This window comes from Kitasatospora sp. NPDC056327, assembly GCF_042261735.1.
In the GTDB taxonomy this organism is placed as follows: Bacteria; Actinomycetota; Actinomycetes; order Streptomycetales; family Streptomycetaceae; genus Kitasatospora.
Genome location: NZ_JBHJRC010000154.1, coordinates 1 through 18,881 on the forward strand (window position 1 = coordinate 1; position 18,881 = coordinate 18,881).

The following is an 18,881-nucleotide window of genomic DNA, read 5'->3' on the forward strand; positions in this document are numbered from 1 at the left end:
CGGCACCCCCTCGTGCGAGGGGGTGCCGGGCAACGGCGTTCGGGCGGGAGGCGTCAGGCGCCGATGGCGTGCAGGCCGCCGTCGACGTGGACGATCTCGCCGGTGGTCTTCGGGAACCAGTCCGAGAGCAGGGCGACGACACCGCGGCCGGCCGGCTCCGGGTCGTTCAGGTCCCACTTCAGCGGGGAGCGGTTGTCCCAGGTGGCGGCCAGGTCGGGGAAGCCCGGGATGGACTTGGCGGCCATCGAGCCGAGCGGGCCGGCCGAGACCAGGTTGCAGCGGATGTCCCGCTCGCCCAGGTAGCGCGCCAGGTAGCGGTTGGTCGACTCCAGGGCGGCCTTGGCCGGGCCCATCCAGTCGTACTGCGGCCAGGCGTACTGCGCGTCGAAGGTGAGGCCGACGACCGAGCCGCCGTCCTGCATCAGCGGCAGCAGCGCCGTGGTGAGCGACTTCAGCGAGTACGCCGAGACGTGCATGGCGGTGGCCACGGACTCCCACGGCGTGTTCAGGAAGTTGCCGCCCAGGGCGTCCTGCGGGGCGAAGCCGATCGAGTGGACGATGCCGTCCAGGGTCGGCAGGTGCTCGCGCACCTGGTCGGCGATGCCCGCGAGCTGCTCCGGGTTGGAGACGTCCAGCTCCAGGACCTTGACCGGGTTCGGCAGCTTCTTGGCGATGCGCTCGGTCAGGCTCGGCCGCGGGAAGGCGGTCAGGATGATCTCGGCGCCCTGCTGCTGGGCCAGCTTGGCGGTGTGGAAGGCGATGGAGGACTCCATCAGCACACCCGTGATCAGGATGCGCTTGCCCTCAAGGATTCCGCTCATGTCTCAGTGACCCATGCCCAATCCGCCGTCCACGGGAATGACGGCTCCGGTGATGTACGCGGCCTCGTCCGAACCGAGGAACCGCACGGTGGAAGCGACCTCGGCGGGCGCCGCGTAGCGGCCCAGGGGCACGCCGGCGACGATCTCCGCGCGGCGCTCGTCGCTGAGCACCGCGGTCATGTCGGTGTCCACGAAGCCGGGGGCGACCACGTTGACGGTGATGTTGCGCGGGCCGAGCTCGCGGGCGAGCGAGCGGGCGAAGCCGACCAGTCCGGCCTTGGACGCGGCGTAGTTGGCCTGGCCGGGCGAACCGGAGAGGCCGACGACCGAGGAGATCAGCACGATCCTGCCCTTGCGGGCACGCATCATCAGCTTGGACGCGCGCTTGACCACCCGGAAGGCACCGGTGAGGTTGGTGTCCAGGACGGACGTGAAGTCCTCCTCCGACATCCGCAGCAGCAGGGTGTCGTGGGTGATCCCGGCGTTGGCGACCAGCACCTCGACCGCGCCGCCGTGGGCGGCCTCGATCTCGGTCAGCGCGACGTCGACCTGGGCGCTGTCGGTGATGTCGCAGCGCACCGCGAGCACGTCGTACTTGGCCAGCTGCTCGGGGACCTCACCCGACCGGCTGGTGATGGCGACCTTGTCGCCCGCCTCGGCGAAGGCCAGGGCGATCGCGAGGCCGATGCCCCGGTTGCCTCCGGTGACGAGAACCGAGCGGCTCAACGATCCACCTCTCTCCCTAGTGTGCGCACGCCGTGATGTCCGCGTACCACTCCGTGATGTCCGCGTACGTCGCAACGATGTACGCGGTGTGACGCTATCGGTCGCCCCGGCGCGGCGGCGAATCGGTCTCCGACAGCGCCGCACCGGTGGAACTGTGGGTACCCGACAATCCGCCTCCGGGTGGATTTCACGCGTTTGCCCCACCGGCGCGGTCCGGATTGTGGTGTCCACTGAGCGGCTCGTCCGGGAACCCGGCGGCGGGGCACACTCGTTGTGCACCCCTGGTGCGGCACGAGGCCGGGGCCGCCGCACCGGGCCGCCGACGGCCCGCAGCCGGACACCGGCCCCGGTGACGAGCGGAGCGGGAGCGCGGAATGAGCGAGGCACGGGCCGGGACCACCCACCGGCGCGGACGACTGGTGGCGGTGGCCGCGCTGGCGGCCGGCGCGGGAGCGGTCGCCTGGGCGCTGCGCGACCTGCCGGCGGCGTTCGGCCGGCGGCCGGACGGCGAGCGCGAGGAGCGGCTGCGCAACTCCCCCCAGTACCGCGACGGCGTCTTCCACAACGCGCCCTCCGAGCTGGCCCGGACGGCCGCGCCGTCCGGCATCGACCCGGAGACGGTGCGCCGGGTGCTGTTCCGCCGGGAGGGCCGCACGCCCGGCCGTCCGGTGCCCGTCGTCCGCCCGGCCGACGCCGCCGGGCCGGCCGCCGGGGGCGTGGCGGTCACCTGGTACGGGCACGCGTCGGCGCTGGTCGAGGTCGAGGGCGCACGGGTGCTGCTCGACCCGATCTGGAGCGAGCGCTGCTCCCCCGCCGCGCAGGTCGGCCCCCGCCGGCTGCACCCGGTGCCGGTGGAGCTGGAGGAGCTGCCGCAGGTGGACGCGGTGCTGATCTCGCACGACCACTACGACCACCTGGACATGGCGACGGTCCGCCGGCTGGTGCGCAGCCAGTCCGCGCCGTTCGCGGTGCCGCTCGGGATCGGTGCCCACCTGCGCCGCTGGGGCGTGCCCGAGCACCGGATCATCGAGCTGGACTGGGACGAGACCTGCACCCTCGGCGACCTCGCGCTCACCCTGACCGCCGCGCACCACTTCTCCGGCCGCGGCCTGACCCGCAACACCACCCTGTGGGGCTCCTGGGTGGTCGCCGGGCCGAACCGCCGGGTCTACTACACCGGCGACTCCGGCTACTTCGAGGGCTACGCGCGGATCGGCGCCGAGCACGGCCCGTTCGACGCCGCACTGGTCCAGGTCGGCGCCTACGACCCGGCCTGGGCGGACATCCACATGACGCCGGAGGACGCCGTCCTCGCCCACCGGGAGCTGAACGCCGGACTGCTGGTGCCGGTGCACTGGTGCACCTTCAACCTGGGTCTGCACCCGTGGGCCGAGCCGGTCGAGCGGCTGCTGGTGGCGGCCAAGGAGCACGGGGTGCCGCTGGCGGTGCCGCGGCCGGGCGAGCGGGTGGACGTCGACAGCCCGCCGGAGCTGGACGGCTGGTGGGAGGGTCTCGCGTAGCCGGGCCGTCACGCCACGGGAAATGCGCTGGCCGAAACCCCTTTGACGGGCCATGATGCGGTGCGGGCGCCCCTGTAGGCAGGGGGTGTCCGCACCGCCGTCCCTCCGACCAGGGAGCCCGATTGCCTCCGCTGCCCCCGACCAGCACGCCCCGGGCCCGCGGCGGCGGCGCCGAGCGCGCCGTCGACCCGCTGTTCCTCGCCCTCCCGCTGCGTTCCCTCGCCGACGCCGCCCTCACCCGCGCCCGTGAACTCGGCGCCGGGCACGCCGACTTCCGTCTGGAGCGGGTCCGCAGCGCCTCCTGGCGGCTGCGCGACGCCCGCCCGGCGGGCACCTCCGACAGCGTGCGGCTCGGCTTCGCCGTGCGGGTGCTGCTGGACGGCGCCTGGGGCTTCGCCGCCGGGGTGGACCTCACCCCGGACGCGGCGGCCCGGGTGGCCGAGCAGGCCGTCTCGGTGGCCCGGCTGTCCGGCGGGATCGGCCGGGCGGCGGGTTCGGCGGAGCGGGTCGAGCTGGCCGACGAGCCGGTGCACCGGGACGCCACCTGGGTCTCCGCGTACGAGGTGAACCCCTTCGAGGTGCCGGACGCCGAGAAGACGGCCCTGCTGGCCGGGTGGAGCCGCCGGCTGCTGGCCGCCGAGGGCGTCTCGCACGTCCAGGCGACCCTGCTGACCGTCCAGGAGAACAAGTTCTACGCGGACACCGCCGGTACCGTGACCACCCAGCAGCGGGTCCGGCTGCACCCGGTGCTGGAGGCCGGCTCGGTGGACGCGCGCACCGGCGCCTTCGACTCCATGCGCACCCTGGCGCCGCCGGCCGGCCGCGGCTGGGAGTACCTGACCGGGACCGGCTGGGACTGGGACGCCGAGCTCGCCGAACTGCCCGTGCTGCTGGCGGAGAAGATGGCGGCGCCGAGCGTCGAGCCGGGCCGCTACGACCTGGTGATCGACCCGTCCAACCTCTGGCTGACCATCCACGAGTCGGTCGGGCACGCCACCGAACTGGACCGCGCCCTCGGTTACGAGGCCGCCTACGCGGGCACCTCCTTCGCCACCTTCGACCGGCTGGGCTCGCTGAAGTACGGCTCGGAGCTGATGCACGTCACCGGCGACCGCACCGTCGAGCACGGCCTGTCCACCGTCGGCTACGACGACGAGGGGGTGGCCGCGCAGTCCTGGGACCTCGTGAAGGACGGCGTCCTGGTCGGCTACCAGCTGGACCGGGCCATGGCGCGGCTGAAGGGCTTCGGGCGCTCCAACGGCTGCGCCTACGCCGACTCCCCCGGGCACGTGCCGGTGCAACGGATGGCGAACGTCTCGCTCCGGCCGGCCGAGGGCGGCCCGTCCACCGAGGGCCTGTTCGCCGGCGTCGAGAACGGCCTGTACATCGTCGGAGACCGTTCCTGGTCGATCGACATGCAGAGGTACAACTTCCAGTTCACCGGCCAGCGCGCCTACGCCATCAGGAACGGCGAACTCGCCGGCCAGGTCAAGGACTTCGCCTACCAGGCCACCACCACCGACTTCTGGGGCTCGATGACGGCGGTCGGCGGCCCGCAGACCTACGTCCTCGGCGGCGCCTTCAACTGCGGCAAGGCGCAGCCCGGCCAGGTCGCGGCGGTCAGCCACGGCTGCCCCTCCGCGCTGTTCCGGAACGTCAACGTGCTCAACACCCAGCAGGAGGCGGGTCACTGATGACCGCGACGATGCAGCCCCACGAACTCGTCGAGCTGGCGCTCGGCCTCTCCCGCGCCGACGGCTGCGTGGTGATCGCCGACGAGGAGTCGACCGCCAACCTCCGCTGGGCGGGCAACGCGCTCACCACCAACGGCGTCACCCGGGGCCGCCGGCTCACCGTGATCGCCACGGTGGACGGCGCCGAGGGCACCGCCTCCGGCGTGGTCTCCCGCGAGGCCGTGGTGCCGGACGAGGTGGCCGGGCTGGTCCGGGCCGCCGAGGAGGCCGCCCGCGCGGCCGGACCGGCCGAGGACGCCCGGCCGCTGGTCACCACCGCCGAGCAGCCCGTCTCCGCGGACTTCGGCCGGCCGCCGGCGGAGACCTCCGCCGAGGTGTTCGCCGGGTTCGGGCCGGCCCTCGGCCGGGCCTTCGCCAGGGCCGCCGGGCAGGGCGAACTGCTGTACGGCTTCGCCCGGCACGAGCTGGTGACCAGCTACCTGGGCACCTCCACCGGCCTGCGGCTGAGGCACGAGCAGCCGACCGGCACGGTCGAGCTGAACGCCAAGACCGCGGACCTGTCCGGCTCGGCCTGGACCGGCGCCGCCACCCGGGACTTCTCCGACGTGGACATCGCCGCCCTGCACGCCGAGGCCACCCGGCGGCTGGGCTGGGGCGCGCGCCGGATCGACCTGCCGGCCGGCCGCTACGAGACGCTGCTGCCGCCGTCGGCCGTCGCCGACCTCATGGTGTACCTGGCCTGGTCGGCGGGCGGCCGGGACGCCTCCGAGGGGCGGACGGTCTTCTCCCGGAAGGGCGGGGCCGCGGAGGGCGCCCCGGCGGAGGGCGGGACCACCCGGCTCGGCGACAGGCTCGCCGCACTGCCGCTGACGCTGCGCTCCGACCCGCACGAGCCGGGCCTGGAGTCGGCGCCGTTCGTACTGGCGCACGCCAGCGAGGACGAGGCCTCGGCGTTCGACAACGGCCTGCCGCTGACCGCCACCGACTGGATCCGGGACGGCGAGCTGGCCTCCCTGGTCACCAGCCGGCACTCGGCCGCGCTGGCCGGCCTCCCGCTGCGCCCGGCGATCGACAACCTCGTCCTGGAGACGGCCGGCCAGGAGACGGCGCCGACCCTGGAGGAGATGGTCGCCCGCACCGAGCGCGGTCTGCTGCTCACCTGCCTCTGGTACATCCGCGAGGTGGACCCGGCGACGCTGCTGCTGACCGGCCTCACCCGGGACGGCGTCTACCTGGTGGAGAACGGCGAGGTGGTCGGGGCGGTCAACAACTTCCGCTTCAACGAGTCGCCGGTGGAGCTGCTCGGCCGGATCACCGAGGTCGGCCGCACGGAGCGCTGCCTGCCCCGGGAGTGGAGCGACTGGTTCACCCGGACGGCGATGCCGCCGGTCCGGGTCCCCGGGTTCAACATGAGTTCGGTCAGCCAGGCCTCGTAGTCGGGGCCCGGCCGGCCGGGGGAGGAACGGCACGATGGACGAGAAGCGCACGGTGCGGACCAGCAGGATGCTGTCGCGCGTCCTGCGGCACGACCCGGGCCGGGTCGGCATCAGCCTGGACACGGCCGGCTGGGTCCGGGTGGACGTCCTGCTCGCCGCGCTGGCGGCCCGCGGCGGCCGGCTGACCCGGGCCGAGCTGGACCACGTGGTGGCGACCAACGACAAGCGGCGCTTCGCCTACTCGCCGGACGGCCTCTCGATCCGGGCCAGCCAGGGGCACACGGTGGCGGTCGACCTCGGCCTGCCCGCCACCGAGCCCCCGCCGGTGCTGTTCCACGGCACCGCGGCCCGGAGCCTGGAGGCCGTCCTCCGGGAGGGCCTGCGCCCGATGGCCCGGCAGGACGTCCACCTGTCGGCGGACACCGGCACCGCGGCCCGGGTCGGCGCCCGGCACGGCCGTCCGGTGGTGCTCCTGGTCGACGCGGCCGCGATGGCGGCGGCGGGGCACGTGTTCCGGGTGAGCGCCAACGGGGTCTGGCTGACGGACGCGGTGCCGCCGGAGTACCTCTCCCCGGAGGAATGAGCCGTGTCGGCCGGACCCGGTCTCGTCGCCGCTCCCGGCCGGGCGTACCGTGAGGAGGCCGCGCGGCGAGGCGCGCGGGTGCCTGGACGAGGGCGGTTGGGACATGGGCAAGAGCACCGACGACGGCGGGGTCTACCGGATCACGGGGGCCCGCAGCAGTCTCACCGAGGACGTCCGCGGCCGGCAGCGCCGCTACGTCGCCTCGATGCTGCTGCGGACGGTCTGCGTGCTGCTCGCCGTGGTGCTGTGGGACGTCCAGCGGTGGCTGGCGTTCGTGGCGCTCGCGGGCGGGGTGCTGCTGCCGTACTTCGCGGTGCTGCTCGCCAACGCCGGCCGGGAGCGGGCCCCGGGTCTGCCGTCCACCTTCGACGTGCCGCCGGACACCCCGCTGATGCTCGGCCCCGGGGGCTCCGGTGGCCGCGGGGCGGATGTGACGCACGGTACGCACGAGGCCGGGCGTATGCCCACCGATTCTTCACAGAACCGGAGCTAACTGTCTGTTTCAGGTAGATTTCCGCCCATTGCCTGGCTGGAAAGCTCAAAAGAAGCTCAGATTAATCATGCAAGACCTCCCCAAACCCGGCCCCGGCCGTGACATACTGCGTACGCGCTCCGCATCCCCCGTCGGAGCGACGGACCGACGCCGGGCGGCTCCCCCCGTGGCTGCCCGGCGTCGCCATGCGCGGATGCACCCGGGCCGGCCCCACGGGCGGCGGACGTCCCCGGGGCGCGTGACAGACTGGCGGTGACGACACCCGCCGACCGCCCGAGGACGACCGCCGATGCTGCTCCCCGACGCCCCTCAGCCGCAGACCCCGATCTGCTCCGCCAAGGGCTGCCGGGCGGACGCCGTCTGGGTGCTGGCCTGGAACAACCCCAAGCTCCACACCCCGGACCGCCGCAAGACCTGGCTCGCCTGCGACGAGCACCGCGAGCACCTCTCCCAGTTCCTCGGCGTCCGCGGGTTCCTCAAGGAGGTCCTCCCCTTCACCGGGCCGGCCGCCCCCGGCGAGGACTGAGTCTCAGCCGCCGATCGCCGACATCGGGCGGGCGGGCTGGTCGAAGTCCGGTTCGTCGATGCCGGCGCCGGCCTTCTTGCCCCACATCGCCGCGCGCCACAGGGCGGCCAGTTCGGCGTCGTCCGCGCCGGAGCGCAGCGCGGTGCGCAGATCGGTCTCACCGGTGGCGAAGAGGCAGTTGCGGATCTGGCCGTCGGCGGTGAGCCGGGTGCGGTCGCAGGCCCGGCAGAACGGGCGGGTCACCGAGGCGATCACGCCGACCCGGGCCGGGCCGCCGTCCACCAGCCAGCGCTCGGCGGGGGCCGCGCCGCGGGCGGCGGAGGGCTCGGGAGTGAGGGCGAACCGGGCGGCCAGCCGCTCCAGGATCTCCTCGGCGGTGACCATCGCGGACCGGTCCCAGCCGTGCTGGGCGTCCAGCGGCATCTGCTCGATGAACCGCAGCTCGTAGCCGTGCTCCAGGCACCAGGCCAGCAGGTCGGGTGCCTCGTGCTCGTTGACGCCGCGCATCAGCACCGCGTTGAGCTTCACCGGGGTGAGCCCGGCGGCCTCGGCCGCGGCCAGGCCCTCCAGGACGTCCTGGTGCCGGCGGCGCCGGGTGAGGGTGTGGAAGGTGTCCGGGTCGAGCGTGTCGAGCGAGACGTTGACCCGGTCCAGGCCGGCCGCGCGCAGCGCCGCCGCCGTACGGGTGAGGCCGATGCCGTTGGTGGTGAGCGAGAGCTCGGGGCGCGGCTCCAGGGCGGCGCAGGCCCCGACGATGCCGACCAGCCCGGGGCGCAGCAGCGGCTCGCCGCCGGTGAAGCGGACCTCCCGGACGCCGAGGTCGCGGACGGCGACGGTGACCAGCCGGACGATCTCCTCGTCGGTGAGCAGGTCGGGCCTGGCCAGCCACTGCAGGCCCTCCTCGGGCATGCAGTAGGTACAGCGCAGGTTGCACCGATCGGTGAGGGAGACCCGAAGGTCGACGGCGCGGCGGCCGAAGGTGTCGAGCAGCACGGCGGTCCCTTCCCGAGTGAGATGCCGCCGGGGAGCGGCCGGCCCGGCCCCGTCACGGCGGGGGCCGGGCCAGCTTAGTCATCCCCCGCCGGTCAGTGGGCGCCCAGCCCGGTGAGCGAGCGGACCTCCAGTTCAGCGTACTTCGCCGGGTCCGCCTCGCGGCGGGAGAGCACGGTGCCGAGCCAGCCCGCGAGGAAACCGACCGGGATGGAGACCAGGCCGGGGTTCTCCAGCGGGAACCAGTGGAAGTCGGAGTGCGGGAAGAGCGAGTTCTTGGTGCCCGAGACGACCGGCGAGAAGAACACCAGCACCACCGAGGTGACCAGCCCGGCATAGACGGAGCTGACCGCACCGGTGGTGTTGAAGCGCTTCCAGAACAGCGAGTACAGCAGGGTGGGGAGGTTCGCCGAGGCCGCCACCGCGAAGGCCAGGGCGACCAGGGCGGCGGTGTTGAGCTTGTCGGCGAACAGGCTGAGCACGATCGCCACCGCGCCGATGCCGGCGGCGGCCCACTTGGCCACGTGCACCTCCTCGCGCTCGGAGACCTTGCCGCGCCGGATCACGTTGGCGTAGAGGTCGTGGGCGAAGGAGGCGGAGGAGGCCAGGGTGAGCCCGGCGACCACGGCGAGGATGGTGGCGAAGGCCACCGCGGAGATCACCGCGAGCAGCACCGCCCCGCCGGTGGTGCCCGCGCCGCCGCCGAGCTTCTCGGCGAGCTGCGGGGCGGCGGTGTTGCCGGCCTTGTTGGCCGCGCTGATCGCCTTGGGGCCGACCAGGGCGGCGGCGCCGAAGCCGAGCGCGAGGGTCATCAGGTAGAAGCCCCCGATGATGCCGATCGCCCAGAGCACGGACTTCCGGGCCGCCTTGGCGGTGGGCACCGTGTAGAAGCGGACCAGGATGTGCGGCAGGCCGGCGGTGCCCAGCACGAGCGCGAGGCCGAGGCTGAGGAAGTCCAGCTTGCTGGTGCCGGAGACGCCGTACTTGAGCCCCGGTTCGAGGAAGGCGTTGGCCTTGCCGCTGGCCTCGGCGGCGGCGCCGAGCAGGGCCGAGAGGTTGAAGTGGTACTTGGCCAGCACCAGCACGGTCATCAGCGCGGTGCCGGCGATCAGCAGGACGGCCTTGACGATCTGCACCCAGGTGGTGCCCTTCATCCCCCCTATGGCGACGTAGAGCACCATCAGCGCGCCGACCGCGACGATGGTCCACCGCTTGGCACCGTCGCCGCTGACCCCGAGGAGCAGGGCGACCAGGCTGCCGGCGCCGACCATCTGGGCGAGCAGGTAGAAGATCGACACCACGATGGTGGAGATGCCGGCGGCGGTGCGCACCGGGCGCTGGCGCATCCGGAACGCCAGCACGTCGGCCATGGTGTAGCGGCCGGAGTTGCGCAGCGGTTCGGCGACCAGCAGCAGGGCGACCAGCCAGGCGACCAGGAAGCCGATGGAGTACAGGAAGCCGTCGTAGCCGAACAGCGCGATGGCGCCGGCGATGCCGAGGAACGACGCGGCGGACATGTAGTCGCCGGAGATGGCGAGGCCGTTCTGGAAGCCGGAGAAGCCCCGGCCGCCGGCGTAGAAGTCGGCGGCGTCCTTGGTCTGCCGACCGGCCCAGACGGTGATGCCGAGCGTGGCGAGCACGAAGAGCCCGAAGAGGGTCATCGTGAGCCCGCGGTGGTCGGTGGCGGAACTCGCGAGCAGGTTCATTCGGCGGCCTCCCTGGGGGCGTGGACGACCGCACCGCGCGCCTCGCGGATCGCGGCCGCGCCGGGGTCGATCCTCCGGTCGGCATAGCGCGCGTACCAGGCCGCGATGGCGAAGGTGGTGACGAACTGCAGGAGCCCGAGGACGAGGGCCACGTTGATGTGCCCGACGACCCTGGTGCCCATCAGACCCGGGGCGTAGCCGGAAAGCAGCACGTAGAGCAGGTACCAGAGCACGAACCCGATGGTGACCGGGAAGGCGAAGTTCCGGAACGATCGCCGGAGGGCCCGGAACTCCTCGCTCTCCTCGATCAGTTGGGTTTCATTGGGACTGGTGGTGATCGGCGGCGATTCCACTCTGACTCCTCACTCCTTCGGCGGCTTGGTGGTCGCACCAGTGGAACGATCGGACGTGAGTGGCGTCACAGTCCGGATGTGCGCCGCGCAATGCTAGGAGGGTGACGGCTGCGCCGGAAGGGCTTGACAGTGATCAGCCAAACCTTCACCGGTCCGCGCCGTCCGATCGGCCGGAAAGCACCGCTCGCGGACAAACGGAAGGGGCGGCACCGGTACTCCGGCACCGCCCCGACGAAGCGTCGGTCCACCGTCCTCAGAAGACGATCCGCACCTTCAGCGCCGAGCGGTCGTCCATCGCCCGGTAGCCGTCCGGGACCCCGTCGAGGTCCACCGTGCGGTCGAAGACCAGACCCGGCTCGATGGCACCGGACAGGACGTCCGGGAGCAGCTCGGGGATGTAGGCGCGGGCCGGCGCGACCCCGCCGTTCAGCGAGACGTTCCGGCCGAACATCTGACCGATGTCGACGCCCGCGCTCCCGCCGTGCGGCACCCCCACGTACCCGACCGCGCCGCCGTCCCGGGCGATCGACACGGCGGTGCGCATCGACTCCTCGGTGCCGACCGCCTCCAGCACGGAGTGCGCGCCCTGCCCGCCGGTCAGCTCCCGGACGGCCTCGATCGCCGCCTCGCCGCGCTCGGCGACCACGTCGGTCGCGCCGAACCGGCGGGCCAGGTCGGTCCGCGCGGTGTGCCGGCCCAGGGCGATGATCCGGCCGGCCCCGAGCCGGTGCGCGGCCAGCACCCCGCACAGGCCCACCGCGCCGTCGCCGACCACCGCGACCGTGGCACCCGGGCGCACCCGGGCCGAGACCGCCGCGTGGTGCCCGGTCGCCATCACGTCGGAGAGCGCCAGCAGCCCCGGCAGCAGCTTCTCGTCGCCCTGCGCCTCCTTGGGCAGCTTCACCAGGGTGCCGTCCGCGAACGGGACGCGCACCGCCTCGCCCTGCCCGCCGTCCGAGCCGACCTGGCCCCAGAAGCCGCCGTGCGGACAGGAGGTCTGCAGTCCCTCGCGGCAGAAGTCGCAGGTGCCGTCCGACCAGACGAAGGGCGCCACCACCAGGTCGCCGGGCGCGAAGCCGCGGACCGCGGCTCCGGTCTCCTCGACCACACCCAGGAACTCGTGCCCGATCCGCTGCCCGGCCACCCGGGAGGAGACGCCCCGGTACGCCCACAGGTCGCTGCCGCAGATGCAGGCGTTCACCACCCGCACCACCGCGTCGGTCGGCTGCACGACCGCCGCGTCCGGCACCTCCTCGATCCGGATGTCCTGGGGACCGTGGATGACCGTGGCGCGCATGTGGGTTCGTCCTTCGCAGAGGCGCCCGCCGGGGTGCCGCGGGCGGCCGGAAACAGTCGGCCAGGTGTACGACGACTGCACCGTCCACTCTATTCCGGCCCGTCCCGCACAACCTTCCGAGCACCGGCGGTCACCCGCGGAACGCCGTACGCGGTCACCGGCGGGCCTTATCCTGTTGGACCATGTACGCGATCCAGCCCGAGACCCCCGGCGAGGCACCGCGGACCGCCGCGGTCCCGGCCCAGCGCTCCGCCGCACCCACCGGCGGTTTCGCGGTGGTCGACGTCGAGACCACCGGCCTCGGCCGGACGGACCGCGTCATCTCGGCGGGCGTCTACCAGCTGGACGCGGACGGCGACGTCACCGACCACTGGTACACCCTGGTCAACCCGGAGCGCGACCCCGGCCCGGTCTGGATCCACGGCCTCACGGACGACCAGCTGGCCGGCGCGCCCACCTTCCCGGAGATCGCCGGCGAGCTCGCCGAGCGGCTGCGCGGCCGGGTCATGGTCGCGCACAACGCGCTCTTCGACTGGAACATGATCTCCCGCGAGTTCTCCCGGGCCGGTCTGCACGCCCCCGTCGAGCAACGGATCTGCACCATGGTGCTGGCCCGCGACCTGCGGCTGCCGCTGCCCAACGGCAAGCTGTCCTCGCTCGCCGAGTACTTCGGCGTCCACCAGCGGCAGGCGCACAACGCGCTGGACGACGCCCGGGTCCTCGCCGAGGCGTTCCGCCCCAGCCTGCACCTGGCCCGGTCGGGGGGCGTCCCGCTGCCGCTGCAGTCCTGCGTGGCCGTCACCGACCTCGGCGAGGACGCGGCGCCCTCCCCCGCCCGCGCCTCCTGGAGCGGTTCGTCGTACCGACAGGCCCGCAAGCGCCCGCCGTGCCCCTACCCGAACCCCGGACGCTGGCAGGACGGCAGGCCGCTCGTCCAGGGCATGCGGGTGGCCATCACCGGGGACACCGCCACCGACCGCGAGCTGCTGGAGGACCGCGCCGTCGAGGCCGGCCTGCACATCGCCACCTCGGTGAGCCGGCTCACCAGCCTGCTGGTGACCAACGAGCCGGACAGCTGGAGCGGCAAGGCCCGCAAGGCCCGCGAGGTCGGCACCCCGGTGGTCGGCGAGGACGCCTTCCTCCAACTGCTGCGCGAGGTCGCCCCGCACCCCGGTGCGTGAGCCGGTTGTGAGCAGGGCGTACCGTGCCCATGTGTACCGTTTTCTGCTCTCCCGGCGCTGGCTGATCACCCTGCTGATCGCCCTGCTGCTGATCCCCGCGACCGTCCGGCTGGGGTTCTGGCAGTTGCACCGCCACGAGGCGCGGGTGGACCGCAACGAGCTGATCGCCCGGTCCCTCGCCGCGCAGCCCGTGGCGTACGACACCCTGTCGTCCGGGCCCGGGTTCGCGGTGCCCCGGGACCTCGCCTGGCGCGCGGTGACGGCCACCGGGCAGTACGACCCGGAGCACGAGTTCGTGGTCCGCAAGCGCACCGACTCCAGCGGCGACAAGATCGGCTACTTCGTGGTCACCCCGCTGGTGCTCGCCGACGGCCGGGGCAGCGTCCTGGTGAACCGCGGCTGGGTTGCCTCCGGCACCTCCGCCACCGAGTACCCGGCGGTCCCGGCCGCCCCGGCCGGCCAGGTGACCCTGACCGGCCGGCTGCGCGCCGACGAGACCGCCACCGGCAGCCTCAAGGACCGGGCCGGGCTGCCGGACCGGCAGTTCAACCTGATCAGCACCCCCCAGCAGACCAGGGAGACCGGCGCCGCCCTGCTCGGCGGCTACCTGGAGCTCACCGCCACCGAGCCCTCCCCGGCCGACCAGCCCGAGCTGCTGCCCGAGCCCAACCACTCCGACATCGGCCCGCACATGGCGTACGCGATCCAGTGGTGGCTGTTCACCGCACTGATCCCGGTCGGCTTCGGGGTGATGGTGCGGCGCGAGGCCAAGGACCGCCGCAAGGAGGCCGCCGGGACCGGGGCCCCGGTCGTCGCCGTCCCCGTCTGAGCCCCGCCGCCCGGCCCCCGTCCCCGGGGATTCCGGGCCCCGCGCCCCGCCGTCGCCGTGTCACGGCGTCACAGCACGTCCTCCAGGTCGCGCAGCAGCCGGGCCTTGGCCCGGGCGCCGACCACCGCCTTCACCGGCTCACCGCCGCGGAACACCATCAGCGTCGGCATCGACAGCACCCCGTACGCCGCCTGGGTCTCCGGGTTCCGGTCGACGTCCAGGCTGACCACGGTCAGCCGGTGCGCCTCCTCCCGGGCGATCTCCGCCAGCACCGGCACCATCTGCCGGCAGGGCGGGCACCAGTCCGCCGTGAAGTCCACCAGCACCGGCCCCTCGGCCCCCAGTACCTCGGCGGCGAAGCTCTCGTCCGTCACCTCCGCCACCCCCGCGATCCGCACCATGGTCTACCTCTTCTCCCACTCGTCCCGGTCGACGGCCGCGGTTGCGGCCCATTCGCACTGCGGCGGCGCCGTGGAGGCCCCCGCGGCGAGCGCGTCGCGCTCCCGCTCGGCCCGGGCGTACTGCTCGGAGACCCGGGTGCGGACCTCCTGGAGCCCGGCGATGCACTCGTCCAGTTCGGACAGCTTCCGCCGGTAGACCTCCAGCGAGGCCGGGCAGGAGTCGCCGTGCGGGTGACCCGCCTGCAGACACTCGACGAACGGCCTGGTCTCCTCCAGCCCGAAGCCGAAGTCCCGCAGGATGCGGATCTGCCGGAGCAGCCGCAGGTCCTCCTCCCCGTACGCGCGGTAGCCGTTGCCGGCCCGGCGGGCCGGGAGCAGCCCGAGCTGCTCGTAGTACCGCAGTGCCCGGGTGGTCGTCCCCGCCCGCTTCGCCAGCTCACCGATCCGCATGTCCGCGCCCTGCCCTTCCGGCCGCCGTTCGAACGCCGCCGGGTACGACGGTAGACCTTGACGCCCGCGTCAACGCCAGCGCCGACGGGCGCGGGCCGCACTTCCGGCACGGCGGGCCGGTCGCCACCGCCGTGCCCCGTTACCCGCCGTCCGGGCCCACCCGGCAGGATGGCTCCCATGGATCTCGGACTTCAGAACAAGGTGTACGTGGTCACCGGCGCGACCCGGGGGCTGGGCCTGGCCACCGCCCGCGAGCTCGCCGCCGACGGCGCCCGGGTGCTGGTCACCGGCCGGAGCGCGGAGGCCGTCGACGCCGCCGTCTCCGGACTCGCGGCCCTCGGCGGCGGACCGGAGGCGGTGCACGGCCTGGTCGCCGACAACGCCGACCCGGCCACCGCGGAGCGGCTGGTCGGCACGGCCGTGGAACGCTTCGGCCGGCTGGACGGCGTGCTGATCAGCGTCGGCGGACCGCAGGCCGGCCCGGTCGCCGACACCCCGGAGGAGGCCTGGCGAGACGCCTTCGAGTCGGTGTTCCTCGGCGCCCTGCGGATCGCCCGCGCCGCCGCCGCGGCGCTCGGCGAAGGCGGCGTGATCGGCTTCGTGCTCTCCTCGTCGGTCCGCCAGCCCGTCGCCGGCCTCGGCATCTCCAACGGCCTGCGCCCGGGCCTGGCGATGGCGGCCAAGTCGCTCGCCGACGAACTCGGCCCGCGCGGCATCCGGGTGGTCGGCCTGCTCCCGGCCCGGATCGACACCGACCGGGTCCGCGAGCTCGACGCCCTCGGCGGCGACCCGGACGCCACCCGCGCCCGCAACAGCGCCGGGATCCCGCTCGGCCGCTACGGCACCCCCGAGGAGTTCGGCAAGGTCGCCGCCTTCCTGCTCTCCCCCGCCGCGTCCTACCTCACCGGGGTGATGGTCCCCGTCGACGGCGGCGCGATGCGCGGCCTCTGACCCTCCGCCGGACCGTCCGGGGCCCGCGCCCCGGACGGTCCGCCCGGCTCAGACCACCCGCGGCCGCCCGCTCCGGCGGTGCTGCCTGCCGGTGACCTCCGGCCGGGCCGCGGCCACCCTGATCCGCAGCTCCGCGGGGAGCTCCGGCAGCCCCAGACTGGCCCGCGCCCCGCTCCGCGGCCCGGCCTCGAAGTGCTCGGCGAGCGCCGACGGGTCACCGCCCGGGGTCATCCGGACGGCCGCCCGCAGCCCCGGCCGGCGCGGCCCGCGCACCAGTCGCACCCCGGCCCGTTCGACCTCGGGCAGCGCGACCGCACCGGTCTCCACCACCTCCTCCAGCGCCCTGGTCCGCAACCGCAGCCGCAGCCCCGGCGCCCCGGGCGTCGGCAGCGCGACGGTCGCCGGACCGCTGCGGCGCAGCTGCGCCACCAGCCACCAGGCGGTGCCCGCCAGCACCAGCACCAGCCCCGCGATCACCGCCGGCCACCACCACGACTCGTGCGCCCAGCGGGTGCGCGACGCCGCGGCCACCACCGGCCGGCCGGGTGAGGCGGCCGGCCACCAGGACGGCGGATCGGCCCCGAGCCGGCCGTAGAGATCGAGCCCGCCGGCCAGCACCAGCACCCCGGCCGCCAGCAGTACCGCTCCGACGACGCCGAGCAGCAGCCGGTTGACCGTTCCCCGGCTCATCCGGCGCCACCGCCGTCCGCCGGACCGGCCGGGCCGGAACCGGCCCCCGTCCGCTCCCCGGCCCCCTCCTCCGGCTCGTCCCCGCCGGGCTTCCCCGGTGCCGTGCCGCGCCTGCGGCGGCCCGCCGTCCGGACGTCCAGGCGCAGCGGCCGGGCCAGGGTGACCGCCTCCAGCTCCTCCCGCAGCCGACGCTCCACGGAGGCCGGGTCGGCCGGTCCGGCCAGTGCGATCCGCACCCGGCGCCGGTTGATCCGCACCTTCAGGTGCTCGACGCCCGGCAGTCCGGCGGCCCGGTCGGCCAGCAGGGCGGCCACCCCGGAGCGGTCGATCGCCGCGGTGGTGTCCCCGTGCGGGCGCAGCGGCAGCCAGCGCCGCAGACCGGGTGCGAGGGCCAGCCACAGCAGCAGTCCGCCGAGCAGCGCGGCCCCGCCGGCGCCGAGCAGCACCGCGAGGTCGTCCAGGTGGCGGGCGGCCAGTTCGTCGGCGAGGTCCGCGCGCCACTGCCGGGCCGGGTGCCCGGTGCGGACGGCGATCACGTCGTACAGCAGCGCCGCCGCGAGCACCAGCAGCACGGTCGCCACCACGGCGGCGGGGGCCGTGCGCGAGGCCCGCAGCCTCGGCGCCTTCGACGCGGGCCCGGGGGTGGGCGCGCTCACGCCGGCCCCTCCGTACCCGGCCGCCCCGGCCGCCGCGCACTCCCCCGCGCGGCCGCCGTCCCGGTCGCCGCCGGCCCGACGGCCGCGCCGCCCCGGCCGGCGGGTCCCGTCATCCAGCAGCCCCCGTGGCACACCGTCGCGCCCCCGCGGCCGAACCCGGCCGGCCGCCCCGCACGACTCCCGCACGCCCCTGACCGCCACCCGGCCGCCCGCCCCGCCCCTGCGGCGCGCCACCCGTTCACCCCGGGCACCGTCATCCCGGGGCCTCCGTCACCAGTCGCTCGACCACCACGACCACCTCGGCCACCCGGGTGCCGGTCAGGGCGCGGACGTCCGCGCCGATCCGGTCGCGGACGGTCCGGGCGAGCGCGGCGAGGTCGGCGGGGAACGGCAGGTCGACGGCGACCCGGACGGTGATCGGCGCCGACGGCGCGGTCGGCCCGCCGGCCGAGACCCTCGGCGGTCCGCCGCGCACCGCGCGCCCCTGCCAGGCCTCGTCGAGCGCCTCGCGGGCGGCCCGGGCGGCGATCCGGGCGTAGACGCGGTCGGCGATCCGCAGCCGGCCGCGTGCACCGGGTTCCCCGTGCGCGGGCACCGGTGTGAGGGCCGCCATCAGCGGCGCCGGTCCCGGCCGCGCAGCAGATCGCCCAGTTCACCGGGCTCGATGTCGCCCTCCAGCAGGCGGCCGATCACGAATCCGACCACCCCGAGCACAGCCACCAGCAGGAAGGCCGCGAACCCGCCGAAGTAGCCGGCGAAGCCCAGGGCCATTCCCACCATCAGGCCGACGACGGCCAGGTTCATCCGTTCCACCTCGTCTTACGCCGCGGACTGCATCGGTCCGGGGACTCGCTCCGGCTCGGGGACTGCTTCGGCTCGGGTACTACTTCAGCTTGGGCCGCTGCCCGGAGGAGGGTTCCTCCGCTTCCTCCTCCTCGACGTCGGGCTCGTCGGGCAGGTGGACGTCGTTGACGGCGATGTTGACCTCGACGACTTCCAGCCCGGTCATCCGCTCGACCGCGTCGATGATGTTCTCCCGCACCTGGCGGGCGAGTTCGGGGATGACGACGCCGTACTCGACGACCAGCGCGATGTCGATGGCGGTCTGCTTCTCCCCGACCTCGGCCTTGATGCCGCGACCGACCCCGCCGCGACCGCCGCCGGGCACCCGGTCCCGCATCGCGCCGAAGGTCCGGGAGAGCCCGGAGCCGAGCGCGTGGATGCCGCTGATCTCGCGCGCGGCCATCCCGGCGATCTTCTCGACCACGCCGACGGCGAGCGCGGTGCGGCCGCGTTCGCCGGTCGCCCCGGCTCCGTCGGAACCGGCCGGGGACGCGCCGGTACCGCCCGGGGGGTGCTTGGCCAGGGTGGCGGGCGTCGGAGTGTCAGGCATGGATCGTCTCCCGTCGTGCGGCACCAGCTATATCGCAAATCGCTCCAACTCTGGCATTTCGCCACGAATCCCGCCCCCGGAGCAGCCCGAAGGCGGGAAGGGCGAGGGCCCGGCCCGTGGGACGTCCACGGGCGGACAGGACCCACCTGAAGGAATCGGCCGGCTGCGACTTCGCCCACCTGACC

At 74.4% G+C, this 18,881-nt stretch carries 22 protein-coding genes; 9 read left to right on the forward strand and 13 right to left on the reverse strand.

Annotation, left to right across the window (positions count from 1 at the left end):
• Positions 1-53: 53 nt before the first annotated feature.
• Both fabI and fabG read right to left on the reverse strand, forming a co-directional pair.
• Positions 54-821 (reverse strand): enoyl-ACP reductase FabI, encoded by a 768-nt coding sequence (gene fabI / locus ACFCX4_RS21865; RefSeq protein WP_376144886.1) that lies wholly within the window; start codon positions 819-821, stop codon positions 54-56.
• 3 nt (positions 822-824) lie between these two features.
• Entirely contained in the window at positions 825-1,547 is a 723-nt protein-coding gene (gene fabG / locus ACFCX4_RS21870) for a 3-oxoacyl-[acyl-carrier-protein] reductase (protein ID WP_376144888.1), read from the reverse strand.
• 374 nt (positions 1,548-1,921) lie between these two features.
• Between fabG and ACFCX4_RS21875 the strand changes: the two genes are divergently transcribed.
• The 6 genes from ACFCX4_RS21875 to ACFCX4_RS21900 all read left to right on the forward strand — a co-directional run bounded on the left by ACFCX4_RS21875 (position 1,922) and on the right by ACFCX4_RS21900 (position 7,799).
• The gene (locus ACFCX4_RS21875; RefSeq protein WP_376144890.1) at positions 1,922-3,067 is read left to right on the forward strand and encodes an MBL fold metallo-hydrolase; all 1,146 of its coding nucleotides are present in this window, start codon (positions 1,922-1,924) and stop codon (positions 3,065-3,067) included.
• Positions 3,068-3,198: 131 nt separating this feature from the next.
• Entirely contained in the window at positions 3,199-4,761 is a 1,563-nt protein-coding gene (locus ACFCX4_RS21880; RefSeq protein WP_376144924.1) for a TldD/PmbA family protein, read from the forward strand.
• Entirely contained in the window at positions 4,761-6,197 is a 1,437-nt protein-coding gene (locus tag ACFCX4_RS21885; protein ID WP_376144891.1) for a metallopeptidase TldD-related protein, read from the forward strand. The genes ACFCX4_RS21880 and ACFCX4_RS21885 overlap by 1 nt, the downstream gene beginning before the upstream one ends.
• A 34-nt stretch (positions 6,198-6,231) precedes the next feature.
• A complete protein-coding gene (locus ACFCX4_RS21890) occupies positions 6,232-6,780 on the forward strand; it encodes an RNA 2'-phosphotransferase (protein ID WP_376144893.1) in 549 nt (182 codons plus the stop codon).
• 103 nt (positions 6,781-6,883) lie between these two features.
• Entirely contained in the window at positions 6,884-7,273 is a 390-nt protein-coding gene (locus ACFCX4_RS21895; protein ID WP_376144895.1) for a DUF3099 domain-containing protein, read from the forward strand.
• Positions 7,274-7,562: 289 nt separating this feature from the next.
• Positions 7,563-7,799, forward strand: a complete 237-nt coding sequence (locus tag ACFCX4_RS21900) for a hypothetical protein (protein WP_376144897.1) — start codon at positions 7,563-7,565, stop codon at positions 7,797-7,799.
• A gap of 3 nt (positions 7,800-7,802) precedes the next feature.
• Here the strand turns inward: ACFCX4_RS21900 and moaA are convergent, their stop codons facing one another.
• The 4 genes from moaA to ACFCX4_RS21920 form a co-directional block, all read right to left on the reverse strand.
• On the reverse strand, positions 7,803-8,792 hold the full coding sequence (gene moaA / locus ACFCX4_RS21905) for a GTP 3',8-cyclase MoaA (RefSeq protein WP_376144899.1): 990 nt from the start codon (positions 8,790-8,792) through the stop codon (positions 7,803-7,805).
• 92 nt (positions 8,793-8,884) lie between these two features.
• Complete coding sequence (locus ACFCX4_RS21910) at positions 8,885-10,495, reverse strand: cation acetate symporter (protein WP_376144901.1); 1,611 nt, start codon at positions 10,493-10,495, stop codon at positions 8,885-8,887.
• Complete coding sequence (locus ACFCX4_RS21915; RefSeq protein WP_376144903.1) at positions 10,492-10,848, reverse strand: DUF485 domain-containing protein; 357 nt, start codon at positions 10,846-10,848, stop codon at positions 10,492-10,494. Before ACFCX4_RS21915 ends, ACFCX4_RS21910 begins: the two co-directional genes overlap by 4 nt.
• 253 nt (positions 10,849-11,101) lie before the next feature.
• Complete coding sequence (locus ACFCX4_RS21920) at positions 11,102-12,145, reverse strand: zinc-dependent alcohol dehydrogenase family protein (RefSeq protein WP_376144904.1); 1,044 nt, start codon at positions 12,143-12,145, stop codon at positions 11,102-11,104.
• A gap of 182 nt (positions 12,146-12,327) precedes the next feature.
• Between ACFCX4_RS21920 and ACFCX4_RS21925 the strand changes: the two genes are divergently transcribed.
• Together ACFCX4_RS21925 and ACFCX4_RS21930 are read left to right on the forward strand one after the other, a co-directional pair.
• The gene (locus tag ACFCX4_RS21925; protein ID WP_376144906.1) at positions 12,328-13,326 is read left to right on the forward strand and encodes a DEDDh family exonuclease; all 999 of its coding nucleotides are present in this window, start codon (positions 12,328-12,330) and stop codon (positions 13,324-13,326) included.
• 31 nt (positions 13,327-13,357) lie between these two features.
• Positions 13,358-14,155, forward strand: coding sequence for an SURF1 family protein (locus ACFCX4_RS21930; RefSeq protein WP_376144908.1), 798 nt, complete (start codon positions 13,358-13,360; stop codon positions 14,153-14,155).
• A gap of 68 nt (positions 14,156-14,223) precedes the next feature.
• On the opposite strand, the gene trxA is transcribed toward ACFCX4_RS21930, so the two are convergent.
• Together trxA and ACFCX4_RS21940 are read right to left on the reverse strand one after the other, a co-directional pair.
• Positions 14,224-14,556, reverse strand: a complete 333-nt coding sequence (gene trxA, locus ACFCX4_RS21935; protein WP_376144910.1) for a thioredoxin — start codon at positions 14,554-14,556, stop codon at positions 14,224-14,226.
• Positions 14,557-14,559: 3 nt separating this feature from the next.
• Positions 14,560-15,006 (reverse strand): MerR family transcriptional regulator, encoded by a 447-nt coding sequence (locus ACFCX4_RS21940; RefSeq protein WP_376144912.1) that lies wholly within the window; start codon positions 15,004-15,006, stop codon positions 14,560-14,562.
• Positions 15,007-15,183: 177 nt separating this feature from the next.
• Here ACFCX4_RS21940 and ACFCX4_RS21945 point away from each other — a divergent pair, with 177 nt between their 5' ends.
• Positions 15,184-15,957: an SDR family oxidoreductase gene (locus tag ACFCX4_RS21945; protein WP_376144914.1), complete on the forward strand. Its 774-nt coding sequence runs from the start codon at positions 15,184-15,186 to the stop codon at positions 15,955-15,957.
• Between the two features lie 48 nt (positions 15,958-16,005).
• Here ACFCX4_RS21945 and ACFCX4_RS21950 read toward each other — a convergent pair whose 3' ends face one another.
• The 5 genes from ACFCX4_RS21950 to ACFCX4_RS21970 form a co-directional block, all read right to left on the reverse strand.
• Positions 16,006-16,647, reverse strand: a complete 642-nt coding sequence (locus ACFCX4_RS21950) for an alkaline shock response membrane anchor protein AmaP (protein ID WP_376144916.1) — start codon at positions 16,645-16,647, stop codon at positions 16,006-16,008.
• Positions 16,644-17,303, reverse strand: a complete 660-nt coding sequence (locus tag ACFCX4_RS21955) for a DUF6286 domain-containing protein (RefSeq protein ID WP_376144918.1) — start codon at positions 17,301-17,303, stop codon at positions 16,644-16,646. The genes ACFCX4_RS21950 and ACFCX4_RS21955 overlap by 4 nt, the downstream gene beginning before the upstream one ends.
• 253 nt (positions 17,304-17,556) lie before the next feature.
• A complete protein-coding gene (locus ACFCX4_RS21960; protein ID WP_376144919.1) occupies positions 17,557-17,916 on the reverse strand; it encodes a hypothetical protein in 360 nt (119 codons plus the stop codon).
• Positions 17,916-18,107 carry a hypothetical protein gene (locus ACFCX4_RS21965; protein WP_376144921.1) on the reverse strand — a complete coding sequence of 64 codons (192 nt, stop codon included), beginning with the start codon at positions 18,105-18,107 and terminating at the stop codon, positions 17,916-17,918. The genes ACFCX4_RS21960 and ACFCX4_RS21965 overlap by 1 nt, the downstream gene beginning before the upstream one ends.
• Before the next feature lie 79 nt (positions 18,108-18,186).
• Entirely contained in the window at positions 18,187-18,696 is a 510-nt protein-coding gene (locus ACFCX4_RS21970; protein WP_376144922.1) for an Asp23/Gls24 family envelope stress response protein, read from the reverse strand.
• Between the last annotated feature and the right edge of the window lie 185 nt (positions 18,697-18,881).